The following is a 12,377-nucleotide window of genomic DNA, read 5'->3' on the forward strand; positions in this document are numbered from 1 at the left end:
TCTTCTCTCTTCTTAATGAACCCGCCCCGAAGGCGTGCTGCGTATTCTACTGATTTCCCTCCCAGTGTCAAACACTTTTTTTCTTTTTTTAAAAAAATTAGTTCATAAAAATGTTTCATTCCACCGATGCACATATATTAATGTAGGGGTGAGTTTTAAAAATTCAAGTGTTTAGAAAATTAATTTCTAGTAGATCTGGCTATCCCCATCTTTTTTTGTTAACCTTCACGATTCAACTATGGTGGCTCTATTGGTCCCTTCGCGGCGATAGATTGTGAACCCCGTCAGGCCCGGAAGGGAGCAGCGGTAACGATTGATTCGAGCGCCGAAGTGTGGCTCTTAGAGCTGCCGCCCAACTTGTGACAACATGTATGAGCTATCTGGCACTAGCCCGCAAATGGCGACCACGTACTTTTTCCCAACTGGTTGGCCAGGACCATATAAATAAGGCATTAATCAATGCGCTGAATCAGCAACGATTACATCATGCCTATCTCTTTACCGGCACTCGCGGTGTAGGAAAGACCAGTATTGCCCGCATTTTAGCTAAATCACTTAATTGTGAGAAAGGAATTAGCTCAGACCCCTGCTTACAATGCGCTATTTGTAATGCAATTGAACAAGGCCGTTTTATCGATTTAATCGAAATTGATGGCGCATCTAAAACTCGAGTTGAGGATACCCGTGATTTATTGGATAATGTACAGTACGCACCAGCTATTGGCCGTTTTAAAATCTACTTAATTGATGAAGTACATATGCTTTCCCAGCATAGTTTTAACGCACTGCTCAAAACTTTGGAAGAACCACCAGCGCATGTTAAATTTATTTTAGCTACAACAGATCCACAAAAGCTTCCCGTAACGGTATTATCTCGTTGCTTACAATTTAATCTAAAGCACTTAGCTACGGAGTTAATCAGCCATCATTTACAGCTGATTCTTAAAGAAGAACAAATTGATTTTGAAATTCAAGCCGCAGATATATTGGCCCAAGCTGCTCGGGGCAGTATGCGTGATGCGTTAAGTCTTTTGGATCAAGCCATTACGGGCTGTGATACCCAATTACGTGCAAATGATGTCAAAATGATCCTAGGTTATACTCAACAAGATTATGCCTTACAGATGCTATGCGCTTTGGCAGAGCAAAATGCTTCTGCTGTATTAAAAATCAGCCAATGTATCTCCATTGAAGGAGGGCATTTTCAGTATGTTCTGGATGAGCTGCTTCACCACCTTCACCAAATAGCTATATATCAAACCATTGGAGATAATAATCCGCTAATTAGCCCTCCACCAGAAATTAAAACTCTGGCACAACACATTTCAGCTGAAGACATCCAGCTGTTTTATCAAATTGGACTTAAAGGGCGCGAGGAAATTCATCTTGCTCCAACCTTAATCATTGGCTTTAATATGACTGTGCTACGGATGCTAACTTTTAGGCCAGTGCCTAAAGAAACACCTCCACCTTTAGCACCTTATAAAACTTCCTTGCCATCTTCGCTGCAGTTGCCTCTTTCTGCACAAGAACAAGCCCCTTTAAGCGTTCCGGAAAAGCAAATCCCGCATCGCACAAACTCTGTTCCGAATTCAGATGATAAAGAAAAAGAAGAACAAATGCAGGTCACTAACCAGATGGAGGGAGATTGGGCAGATATTATTCCTCATCTCAAACTTACCGGTTTAGCGCTTAATGCAGCAGAAAATGCAGAATTAGTTGCAAAAGATGGACGAGAGATCACGTTACGTGTGGCCAAAGGACACCAATCTCTGTTTACTCCGACGATACTCTCGCGTATTGAAATGGCACTAGGCCAATATTACCAAAATCCGGTGAAAATTATTCTTAACAGTGATGAGTCAGTTCAATCCTCCCCAGCGCAGCAAAAAGAGCAGGCAACACAACAAAAACAGCTCAAAGCAGAAGCTGCATTAAACAATGACCCCATGTTTCAGCAACTTCAACAAGAATTTTCAGCAGAATTGGTCAAAAATTCTATTGTCCCGCTGAAAGATGACTTATAATATATCGAATTTAAATCTAAACATACGAGGCCTTAATAATGGATATGAATCAAAATCTTGGCAACCTGATGAAAGAAGCGCAAAAAATGCAACAACGTATGCAAGAAGCGCAACAACAACTAAGTCAATTAGTTGTCACTGGTGAAGCAGGTGGTGGTATGGTAGTTATTAAAATGAATGGCCGACATGACGCCACTGAAGTGAAAATCAAACCTACAATGATGGAAGAAGATGTAGAAATGTTAGAAGATTTAGTTGCCGCAGCAATTAACGATGCAGTTCGAAAAATTGAAAAAGCATCTAAAGAAAAAATCAGTCAATTAACAGCTGGTCTAAATATCCCAACTGATTTAATGGGCGGCGATAAGGGCGATAAGGAATAGTCCTAACGATGGATATGTTAAACCGCTTGGTAGAAGCGCTCCGCTGTCTGCCAGGCGTAGGTCCAAAATCAGCACAGCGTATGGTGTTTCATTTACTCCAGCATCAAAGACAGAGAGGGTTATACCTTGCATCCTGTCTAGAGCAAGCAATGAACAACATACATCATTGTGAACGTTGTGCAAACTATACAGAACAAAAAGTGTGTAGCCTCTGTCAAAATCCAAATCGGGATTCGTCCTTGCTTTGTGTTGTAGAAAGCCCTGCAGATGTATCTGCCATAGAACAAAGCAATGCCTTTCAAGGTAAGTATTTTGTTCTCATGGGAAAAATATCTCCCTTAGATGGCTTGGGCCCAGAAGACATAGGATTACCACGACTTAAAAATCTCATCATTCAAGAAGAAATCAAAGAAGTGATATTGGCATTAAGCCCTAGTGTAGAAGGGCAAACCACCATTCATTTTATTCACCAGCTTTTGCGTGATTTGTCAATAAACATTACCCAACTGGCGCATGGTATTCCTTCTGGAGGAGAATTAGAGTTTTTGGATGGCAATACTATAGGAAATGCCCTTCGCAATAGAGCAATAATTCATGTTTAAAACCGTACTCCACAAACGCAATAAATATATTTTCATATTGATGCTCCTCATTTCTGGGTTAGCAAATGCATCTTTTTACAAAAGCTTATGGCCAAAATGGGAGGTGAATAACCCCTTATCAACAGAAGTTATTTCTCATAAACTGTGGCAAGATTTTCTAAATCGCCGCATTGTCACAAGTGAAGAAAATATCAATCTGGTTGATTACACTCATATGACACAAACAGACCTGAATTTGCTTAAAGATTACTTAAAAAGTATGTCAGAAATCAATATTAATAACTACAACCGAGATGAGCAATTAGCCTTTTGGATTAATGTATACAATGCTCTGACCGTACAAGTTATAGCCAATTACTATCCAGTTACTTCGGTTCAAGAAATTAATATTTCACCAGGCTTATTCAGTATCGGCCCTTGGGGAGCGAATCTATTCACCATTAAAGATACTACTTTAACTTTAGATGACATTAATAATCGCATTATTCGCGCGATTTGGAATGATCCCCGCACCCATTATGCCGTAAACAATGGTACTATTGGTGCTCCAAATCTTAGTAGAAAAATCTATCAGGGTAAACTCATTGAAGAACAATTAAACCAAGCTGCCTCTACTTACATTAATTCACTTAGGGGAGTAAATGTCATCGAAGGAAAGCTGATTATCTCCAAATTATACGACTGGTATGAAGAGGATTTTGGCGGAACCAAACAAGATGTAATCTTTCATTTATTGCAATATGCAAAAGAACCTTTATTAAGCCAACTGAAACACATCAATAGCATCGACAGTTATATTTATAATTGGCATATAAATAGTCCATCTACTGATGATCACGAATAAAAACACTAGATAATTATTTCATTTCTACTTTAAACTGAAAAAAACAAGAGTATACTCGGCTTCTTGTTATGATGAGAGTTAAAAAATGAATCGTGGTGGATTTTCATGGAAAAGACTTATTGGTATTTCTGCCCTTAAAGCCAAAATATCGCGGAAGATTGGTATTCCACTGACGCAATCAGGCAGGGAAAGAAAACTGGGCGCCTTAATCATTAAATATTTACGTTCATTCTTTTTAGAGAAAAAAAGAAAAAAGCGTTAATTCATCTTATAGAATCATACTGCATAAGAAAAAGCCTCCTAATCATCTCGAAGGAACTTGGAATTAAAAATGTTCTAGTAAGACATTAACCGCAAGCTCTAAACGAAGAATTTATCTTTTTTATTTCAATTTTGCTCCTTTTTTGAAAAGACTGATATTAAAACTCAATCCGTCTCCTCCATATATTGAAATAACTGTTCAATAACATCTTCAGAAATTACATGGGTGCGTTTATAAATTTTAATTACTCTAAATACTGCATTACGATTTTGCTGCTCTATTTCCATGTTGGGCTTTGTTAAATCATACTGATAAGGCTCCGTAAGCAGATGCCTCTTTCTTAATTCGATACGCAATGCCTCCATAACGCAGCACATGGCATTAAATACCTCAATTACCGCCGTTTTTTCTTCGTTATTCAATAAAGGTAACCAGTCAAAAGTGTCTCCTCGAACGATATTAAAAAACGTATAGAGTAAATTGTGCGTATCATTATTGGCAAAATACCCATATAAATCCAAGCATTCCACAGTAGTCAGCTGGCTGTATAAGTCCATCATTTTTTCTTGAAAAATAATTGAGTTTTGCTCTTGCTGCAAGGCCTCGGGTAACAAATTTTGGTGTAACAACATCACTGCATCAATAAAACGATTTGGATTAAAGCAAAATTTATAAGCCCGCCTAAGGTCATACAAACTATCAATTACTCGTTTTGGGTTCGTTAAACTCGAGTTAAGTTTTAATCCTTTAACAGCTGTTTGAATCATTTGCCTAAGCTCTTCATTTGTTTCGATCATGACACCTGGAGGCAATTCTTCACCATGCAAAAAATAATCGATTTTTGGAGTTAATGCATTTTGCAAAGCAACCTCATACAGTTGTTGTTGCACTAATTCGATAGAATAATGTAATACTTCCAAACGCATCTGAATTGAAACTAACTTTTCAGGATGGATTGCATCAGTAAATAATTGATCCGGATGCATCTTGTAGAAGAAAATTGCATTAACCAAACCAACGAATTTTGAATTAGAAAAATAATCCAATGCAGCATGCAACTCATCCATACTCCAGTCATGCACTACAGCTACGGATTCAAGGGGTGTCACCTTACTTTTATTTAAAAAATTAACGAATCCCTCCAACCAGACACTAAACTCCAACTTGGAAAATAATTGCTGTAATTGTTTTGCAGGTAGATGATCTTGATTCGTGGAAATTGAAAACTTAGCCCTATTTTGCATCATCCTTTCTCCTAAACATCATCCTGATGTTGACTGTGTTTCAACTGGATCTTTATTACTCTATCGAATCAATCTGAAATATTTTATGATAAACCCCCTATCCAGCGGGGATAGAAAATAGAGCCAATAACTCTTAGAATAATAGCGAAAATAATTGCAAGTCGATACTAATCTTGCCAAAATTATAGCGAAATACTACGAAGCAAACTGGAATTAAATTAATGCCATTACCGAGTTATCTTTTATTTATTGATAACGATCCTGTGAGTGAGGATCTCAAGAAATATTTTGCACAATTTAATATAAACATCGTACAACAAAAGCAATTAATTCCCATTCAAAATGGACTAGGGAAACCTATTGCAATTCTGATTAATTGGTCTATTTTAAAAAATGACCCCCAGGCACTTCATCAATTCTATACAAACTATCCTGTACCTTTATTAATTATAAATGATGCACCTGATGAAGAAGCGTGTATCAAAGTACTTGAAGCTGGAGCGGACGACTTCATTATAAAGCCGCTATTACCCAGAGAGCTTCATGCACGAGTCAGCGCAATTAACCGGCGCGTCTTACGGGCACAGCAACAACCTGAACATGAAAAAGAAATTCTTCTTTTTGCCAATTGGCGGCTTTATCCTGCATCAAGACAAGTGTTTCGTGATAATACCAATGAAGAATTATCACTAAGCGCTGGTGAATATGACTTGCTACTTACTTTTGTACAGCAACCTCAACGAGTCCTGGATAGAGAACTTCTATTGCACATCACTAAAAACAGTGATCTAAATCCCTTTGATCGCAGAATTGATGTACAAATTAGTCGGCTTCGCCAGAAAATAGAGGTTGATGCAAAAAAACCCGCATTAATTAAAACCATTCGTAATGGTGGTTATATGTTTACTGCACAAGTAACCACCTTAAAAGAAAGTGATGCATCATCTTAGGAAAAGCTCTTTGAAGCTTACTGCACAAGCTAAAGGTACCGATTCTGCTGGATTTTTCTAGGATAAAGCATTTATTTACGCTTCTTACTTATTTTAAATACCTTAATGCTTTTAATGGTATTGTCTCCGACTTTTAATATTTCCATGCGATAATTTTCTATAGTTAAACATGACTCCGCTGGGGGGATGTATCCAAGATGTTCAACAATTAAACCGCTTAACGTTTTGGGCCCTATCATGGGTAAGTTCCATCCCATTAATCGGTTTAAATGGCGCAATGTTAGACCAGCATCAACTATAACTGAGCCATCACTTTGCGGGATGATATCACGACTAAGTGCAGCCACGTCAGTAGTAAACTCGCCTACAATTTCTTCAAGTATATCTTCCATAGTGACTAAACCCTGAATATTCCCATATTCATCGACTACAAAAGAACTGCGTTTTTTCATTTTTCTAAAATTTAAAATCTGAATGTTGAGGGAAGTAGCCTCAGGAATATAATAAGGTTCATCTGCGGCTTTCAATAAGCTATTAAGATCTAACTCATTTTCTATAGCTAGATTTAACACATCGCGTACATGGATCATTCCTACTAAATCATCAATTGAATCGCGGTATAAAGGCAGACGAGTATGTTTTGCTGTTTCCAATTGATATAAGATTTCTGCCCAAGGTTCTTCTATATCGATACCTACAATATCTGACTTAGGAATCATAATATCTTCTACAGTAGCTTGCTCCAAATCCAATAAGCTAATCAGCATACTTTTATGTTCGACTGGCAATAACCCTCCTGCCTCATGCACTACGGAGCGTAACTCTTCGCCTGTCAGTGATTCCTTTTGTATTTTGTCAATTGAGACGCGAAATAAACGCAGCACCCCATTTGACATGGAAACACAGAGATATACTACAGGCGCAAAAATCAATTGGAGTATTTGTAGAGGCAGTGAAGTAGCAAATGCAACGTGCTGCGGATAAATCGCCGCAAATGTTTTGGGTATCATTTCAGCAAATACCAAAATGATCAATGTTAAAAGTGCGGTAGCTATAGCAATACCCGCATCTCCATAAATATGCTGGCCAATCAACGTTGCGATTGTTGAGGCAAGAATATTCGCCAAAGTATTACCGATTAATACAACACTCAACAGTCGATCGGGTCGAGAGAGTATCTGATTCACTCTTGTTGCTTGTTTATTCTCTTTCTTGACTAGATGTTTTAACTTATAGCGATTAATCGACATCATACCGATTTCAGTGGCTGCAAAAAAAGCAGCCAAGAGAATTAAAAAAAGTAGGATGATAAACAATGTAGAAAGATGGTATGCCACCTAATTTCCTCAAGCTTTTATAACACGAAATAAAGTATCATATGGTTTCAAAGAAAGCGAGATAGAGTCAACTTTGCAGCCTTTTCAAGGTATATTTGTAATTTGCTAAAAGTGCAAGAGATCCGTGGTCGGCAAGTAGGGCAAAGGCAAATGCCTTTAACCCAGAGCCAGTAATTTTCTTCGCCTTAAGCAAAAAATAACCTTCCTATTTTTGCTCTTTATTATTAAAACGAGCTACGCTGGACATAATCTCTTCAAACGCAGCATCAGGACCAACCCAACCATTTAGTTTAACCCATTTACCTTCTTCTAAGTCTTTATAATGACTGAAAAAGTGCTCTAAAGAATTTAGTAGATGTTGCGGCATGTCTTCATGTGACTTAATTGGCTCATAAATTTTAGTTAGCTTGTTCGTAGGAACAGCCAGAATTTTAGCATCGATACCTGACTCATCAGTCATTTTTAACATACCTACTGGTCGGCATGGGATTACTGATCCACCTACAAGAGGAACAGGTGTCACCACAAGAACATCAACAGGGTCTCCATCTTCTGACAGAGTGTGAGGGATATAACCGTAATTGACGGGGTAGAACATGGGAGTAGTTAAAAAGCGATCAACAAATAACACTCCAGATTCTTTATTGACTTCATATTTTACAGGTTCACTGTGCATAGGGATTTCAATAATTACATTAATTTCTTTTGGCAAATCACGACCACTACTAATTCTCATTAAACTCATTTATTTTTCTCCCCTCTAATCGAAATAAAACTATATAACGACATTTTAATTTAGCTAAAACTAAAGAGCAGGAAATCTGCTTTTTAGATTATTCAACACACATTGTCCTGTAAAAAAGCATCAGGAATGATTTAAAAATAAAACAATTCTTAACCCGCTGAATTTTACTTATTTAAAAAAATCATTGCACAAATACAATTGCAATACAAAGCGGCTATTATGCGAAAAAACACATCAAAAGGCAAAGAGAAGCTGTCGCATTATAAGGAATGCAATGTATAATATCTCTTTTAATTAAAATGAGATTACTTATGAATTGCTTGTTTTGCAAAATTGCACAAGGTGCGATCCCTGCATCAGTGGTTTTTGAAGACGACGAGATAATGGCTTTTCGTGATCTCCACCCGCAAGCTCCTAAACATCTGCTGATTATTCCGAAGCAACATATTGCGACGCTGAATGATGCCAGCGATGAAAACCAGGCCCTGTTGGGAAAAATGATTTTAGGGGCAAAAAAAATTGCTCAAACTGAAGGAATAAGTGACGCAGGATACCGATTAGTTTTTAACATTAATCCCGATGGCGGCCAAACAGTATTTCACATTCATTTACATTTACTGGGCGGACGTCACATGACTTGGCCCCCGGGATAGGAAAAAACTATGGAAAAATTATATAAAGAACTGCTAATACAATTAGGTGAAGATGTAACTCGAGAAGGACTAGTTGACACTCCTTTACGTGCTGCTAATGCCATGCGCTATTTGACCAAGGGTTATAATGAGAGCCTGGAAGAAATTATTAACGGTGCGCTTTTTGACTCTGACATGAGTGAAATGGTCATCGTGAAGGATATCGAAATGTACTCCATGTGCGAACATCATTTACTTCCTTTTCTTGGTAAATGTCATGTGGGCTACATACCCAATGGAAAAGTAATAGGCTTATCAAAAGTAGCACGTATCGTTGATTATTTTGCTCGACGCTTGCAAATTCAGGAACGATTAACTTCAGAAATAGCAAGCTGCTTGGAATCTATTACCGGCGCACGTGGTGTGGCTGTAGTTATTGAAGCAAAACATCTGTGCATGATGATGCGTGGCGTTGAAAAACAAAACTCAATAATGACTACTTCAGTGATGCTTGGCGATATGCGTAATAATCCAACAAGTCGAGCTGAATTTTTAACCTTAACGCATAATAACTAATCCCATTTATAAGCCGGGGTGAAGTGTCTGCCCCCTAAATATTGTAGCCTGGGTGAAGCAACGCATAACCCGGGAAAATTATCCAATATAACCCCTGGGCTACACTTCACGTCGCCCAGGCTACAATTGAATTATTCCCACAAGGGCAAGCTGCTGCCTTATTCTTCTTCTCCACGATTATTCATATCTGCTGCTTCATGATGTTCTTCTTCATGATGTTTTTCTTCAGCAGGAGCGGTGGTTGTTGCTTCGGCTTGTTGCGGCTTATCTTTCCACTCAAGCTTCACACGACCTTGCTTATCAATGCCAGCAACGAACACCTCGATCTCTTGGCCTTCTTGCAATACAGATTCGACTTTTTGTGATCGATCATTGCAGATTTGGGAAATATGGAGTAACCCATCTTTTCCAGGTAAAAGATTAATAAAAGCACCGAAATCAACAATCTTACTTACTTTGCCTTGATAGGTTTGGCCCACTTCAATTTCTGCAATTAATGCTTTAATTTGTTTTTGTGCTTCTTCCAATGCGTCCATATCTGGAGAGAATAATTGAATTACACCGGTATCATCTATATCTATAGACACACCTGTGCTCTCAATTAACCCCTTAATCGTTGCTCCACCTTTACCGATAATAGTTCGTATTTTGTCTTCAGCAACCTTCATCGTAGTAATGCGTGGTGCATGCTGAGATAATTCCTCTCGATGCTCAGATAAGGCATTATTCATGACACCAAGAATATGCAAGCGGCCAGCTAAGGCTTGGTCTAAAGCTTGCTCCATAATTTCATTGGTAATTCCGTGAATTTTGATATCCATTTGTAATGCGGTGATTCCATATTCAGTACCAGCTACTTTGAAATCCATATCCCCTAAATGATCCTCATCACCTAATATATCAGTTAACACAGCATAACGATCACCGTCTTTAATCAAACCCATTGCGACTCCAGCAACAGGTGCTTTTAATGGAACACCTGCATCCATCAACGCAAGACTGGTTCCACATACTGTAGCCATTGAGCTTGAGCCATTCGATTCTGTGATTTCGGAAACAACTCGTAACACATAGGGAAATTCATTTGGTTCAGGCAACACAGCCATGATTGCTCGTTTTGCCAAACGGCCATGTCCAATTTCTCTACGCTTAGGACTACCAACCATGCCCGTTTCCCCTACTGAATAAGGAGGGAAATTATAATGCAACATGAAGCGGTCTTTTGTTTCGCCAGCAATATTATCTAAAATTTGTGCATCACGCTCATTACCTAAGGTAGCGACGACAATAGCCTGTGTTTCACCACGAGTAAACAAAACAGAACCATGTGTTCTTTCCAAAAGTTTTGTCCGGATAGCAATAGGGCGCACTGTTTTATGATCGCGGCCATCAATTCGCGGCTCACCATCAAGAATTCGATTACGTACTGTAGCACGCTCTATTTCAACAAACATATTGCCAATAACATCTGCCTTTAACTCATCATTCTCAGCTTGTAACGCAGCGATTGCTTGCTCTTTTAATTCATCAAGGCGCTGGTAACGCTCTTGCTTGTCTTTAATCAGATATGCAGATTCAACTTCTTGTTTCACCATGTCTGCAACTCGTGCTTGTAAAGAAGAATCTACTTCAGGAGGGTTCCATTCCCAACGGGTTTTTCCTGCTTGTGCAGCAAGCTCTTCGATTGCTTTGATCACGTTTTTCATCATTTCATGACCAAACATGATTGCACCGCGCATAATATCTTCGCTTAATTCTTTTGCTTCTGATTCAACCATCAAAATAGCATCTTTAGTTCCGGCAACAACCAAGTCCAATCTTGATTGCTCTAAATCTTTGCGGCTTGGATTTAATAAGTAAATACCCTCTTTATAGCCAACACGAGCAGCGCCTATTGGTCCATTAAAAGGGACACCAGAAAGAGCTAACGCTGCAGAGGAAGCTACCATTGCCACAATATCAGGAGAAACTTCTGGGTTTAAAGAAAGAACCGTGACAATGACTTGTACTTCGTTACAAAAACCATCTGGGAACAAAGGACGAATAGGGCGATCAATAAGTCGTGAAATCAATGTTTCATTATCTGTTGGCCTCCCTTCACGTTTGTTAAATCCACCAGGTATTTTACCTACTGAATAAAACTTTTCCTGGTAATTCACTGTTAATGGAAAAAATCCATTTTCTTCGCCACCTTCTTTTTTGCCAACTACAGTAGCTAATACTTGAGTACCATTCATACTCGCGAATACTGCTCCATCAGCTTGTCGTGCAATTTCACCAGTTTCCAATATAAGGGTGTGGTCACCAAATGCTATTTCTTTTGTAAACTTAGCCACGAAATCTTCCTCATCAAGTAATTATAACGAAAAAAAGGCGCAGAGAATTGCGCCTTTATTTAAAGTATTTTTGTAAAAGTACATTTCTATTTCTAAAGAAATGTATTTGCTTAGCAATCAATAAGAATCTCTAAGTTCCAGAGTTTGGATCAACTTTTGATAGCGAGCTTCATCGTTACGCTTTAAATATTTTAACAACTTACGACGCTTATTAACGAGTTCCTGCAGCCCACGTCGAGAATGAAAATCTTTTTTGTGTTCTTTAAAGTGCTCAGTTAAATATTTGATACGGCTTGTAATGATAGAAACCTGAACTTCAGGTGAACCTGTATCCTTATCAGAACGTTTGTATTCATTAACAATTGCTGCTTTATCTGCGCTGCTTAGCGACATTATACACTCCTGGAACTACTAAGTATTCATTTAAAGGCGAACATTT

At 38.4% G+C, this 12,377-nt stretch carries 12 protein-coding genes and 1 other RNA gene; 8 read left to right on the plus strand and 5 right to left on the minus strand.

Annotation, left to right across the window (positions count from 1 at the left end; translation table 11 throughout):
* The first annotated feature begins 248 nt into the window (after positions 1-248).
* The 5 genes from ffs (at position 249) to A8O27_RS08870 (ending at position 3,856) form a co-directional block, all read left to right on the plus strand.
* Positions 249-345: signal recognition particle sRNA small type (ffs, locus tag A8O27_RS08850), an RNA gene on the plus strand.
* A gap of 26 nt (positions 346-371) precedes the next feature.
* Positions 372-2,027 carry a DNA polymerase III subunit gamma/tau gene (dnaX, locus tag A8O27_RS08855; protein ID WP_058458996.1) on the plus strand — a complete coding sequence of 552 codons (1,656 nt, stop codon included), beginning with the start codon at positions 372-374 and terminating at the stop codon, positions 2,025-2,027.
* Between the two features lie 38 nt (positions 2,028-2,065).
* Positions 2,066-2,410 carry a YbaB/EbfC family nucleoid-associated protein gene (locus A8O27_RS08860; RefSeq protein WP_019232941.1) on the plus strand — a complete coding sequence of 115 codons (345 nt, stop codon included), beginning with the start codon at positions 2,066-2,068 and terminating at the stop codon, positions 2,408-2,410.
* An 8-nt stretch (positions 2,411-2,418) separates the two neighbouring features.
* Entirely contained in the window at positions 2,419-3,012 is a 594-nt protein-coding gene (gene recR, locus A8O27_RS08865) for a recombination mediator RecR (protein WP_058458993.1), read from the plus strand.
* Positions 3,005-3,856 carry a DUF547 domain-containing protein gene (locus A8O27_RS08870; RefSeq protein ID WP_058458992.1) on the plus strand — a complete coding sequence of 284 codons (852 nt, stop codon included), beginning with the start codon at positions 3,005-3,007 and terminating at the stop codon, positions 3,854-3,856. The genes recR and A8O27_RS08870 overlap by 8 nt, the downstream gene beginning before the upstream one ends.
* Positions 3,857-4,282: 426 nt before the next feature.
* On the opposite strand, the gene A8O27_RS08875 is transcribed toward A8O27_RS08870, so the two are convergent.
* Positions 4,283-5,365 (minus strand): hypothetical protein, encoded by a 1,083-nt coding sequence (locus tag A8O27_RS08875; RefSeq protein WP_058458991.1) that lies wholly within the window; start codon positions 5,363-5,365, stop codon positions 4,283-4,285.
* A gap of 218 nt (positions 5,366-5,583) precedes the next feature.
* Between A8O27_RS08875 and A8O27_RS08880 the strand changes: the two genes are divergently transcribed.
* On the plus strand, positions 5,584-6,312 hold the full coding sequence (locus A8O27_RS08880) for a winged helix-turn-helix domain-containing protein (protein ID WP_058458990.1): 729 nt from the start codon (positions 5,584-5,586) through the stop codon (positions 6,310-6,312).
* Between the two features lie 71 nt (positions 6,313-6,383).
* Here A8O27_RS08880 and A8O27_RS08885 read toward each other — a convergent pair whose 3' ends face one another.
* Together A8O27_RS08885 and ppa are read right to left on the minus strand one after the other, a co-directional pair.
* Positions 6,384-7,649, minus strand: coding sequence for an HlyC/CorC family transporter (locus A8O27_RS08885; RefSeq protein WP_058458989.1), 1,266 nt, complete (start codon positions 7,647-7,649; stop codon positions 6,384-6,386).
* Between the two features lie 205 nt (positions 7,650-7,854).
* Positions 7,855-8,394: an inorganic diphosphatase gene (gene ppa, locus A8O27_RS08890; RefSeq protein WP_058458988.1), complete on the minus strand. Its 540-nt coding sequence runs from the start codon at positions 8,392-8,394 to the stop codon at positions 7,855-7,857.
* A gap of 311 nt (positions 8,395-8,705) precedes the next feature.
* Between ppa and A8O27_RS08895 the strand changes: the two genes are divergently transcribed.
* Together A8O27_RS08895 and folE are read left to right on the plus strand one after the other, a co-directional pair.
* Positions 8,706-9,047, plus strand: a complete 342-nt coding sequence (locus tag A8O27_RS08895) for a histidine triad nucleotide-binding protein (protein WP_058458987.1) — start codon at positions 8,706-8,708, stop codon at positions 9,045-9,047.
* 9 nt (positions 9,048-9,056) lie between these two features.
* Complete coding sequence (gene folE / locus A8O27_RS08900) at positions 9,057-9,602, plus strand: GTP cyclohydrolase I FolE (RefSeq protein WP_058458986.1); 546 nt, start codon at positions 9,057-9,059, stop codon at positions 9,600-9,602.
* A 158-nt stretch (positions 9,603-9,760) separates the two neighbouring features.
* Here the strand turns inward: folE and pnp are convergent, their stop codons facing one another.
* On the minus strand, positions 9,761-11,938 hold the full coding sequence (pnp, locus tag A8O27_RS08905; RefSeq protein ID WP_058458985.1) for a polyribonucleotide nucleotidyltransferase: 2,178 nt from the start codon (positions 11,936-11,938) through the stop codon (positions 9,761-9,763).
* Positions 11,939-12,055: 117 nt separating this feature from the next.
* The gene (gene rpsO, locus A8O27_RS08910; protein ID WP_058458984.1) at positions 12,056-12,331 is read right to left on the minus strand and encodes a 30S ribosomal protein S15; all 276 of its coding nucleotides are present in this window, start codon (positions 12,329-12,331) and stop codon (positions 12,056-12,058) included.
* Positions 12,332-12,377: the final 46 nt, after the last annotated feature.

Source organism: Legionella bozemanae (genome assembly GCF_001648595.1).
Lineage (GTDB): Bacteria > Pseudomonadota > Gammaproteobacteria > Legionellales > Legionellaceae > Legionella > Legionella bozemanae.

Excerpts from the sequence above, each read along its gene's own strand:
- dnaX (WP_058458996.1), top strand. The coding sequence starts at position 372 with ATGAGCTATCTGGCACTAGCCCGCAAATGGCGACCACGTACTTTTTCC.
- A8O27_RS08860 (WP_019232941.1), top strand. The coding sequence starts at position 2,066 with ATGGATATGAATCAAAATCTTGGCAACCTGATGAAAGAAGCGCAAAAA.
- recR (WP_058458993.1), top strand. The coding sequence starts at position 2,419 with ATGGATATGTTAAACCGCTTGGTAGAAGCGCTCCGCTGTCTGCCAGGC.
- A8O27_RS08870 (WP_058458992.1), top strand. The coding sequence starts at position 3,005 with ATGTTTAAAACCGTACTCCACAAACGCAATAAATATATTTTCATATTG.
- A8O27_RS08875 (WP_058458991.1), bottom strand. The coding sequence starts at position 5,365 with ATGATGCAAAATAGGGCTAAGTTTTCAATTTCCACGAATCAAGATCAT.
- A8O27_RS08880 (WP_058458990.1), top strand. The coding sequence starts at position 5,584 with ATGCCATTACCGAGTTATCTTTTATTTATTGATAACGATCCTGTGAGT.
- ppa (WP_058458988.1), bottom strand. The coding sequence starts at position 8,394 with ATGAGTTTAATGAGAATTAGTAGTGGTCGTGATTTGCCAAAAGAAATT.
- A8O27_RS08895 (WP_058458987.1), top strand. The coding sequence starts at position 8,706 with ATGAATTGCTTGTTTTGCAAAATTGCACAAGGTGCGATCCCTGCATCA.
- folE (WP_058458986.1), top strand. The coding sequence starts at position 9,057 with ATGGAAAAATTATATAAAGAACTGCTAATACAATTAGGTGAAGATGTA.
- rpsO (WP_058458984.1), bottom strand. The coding sequence starts at position 12,331 with ATGTCGCTAAGCAGCGCAGATAAAGCAGCAATTGTTAATGAATACAAA.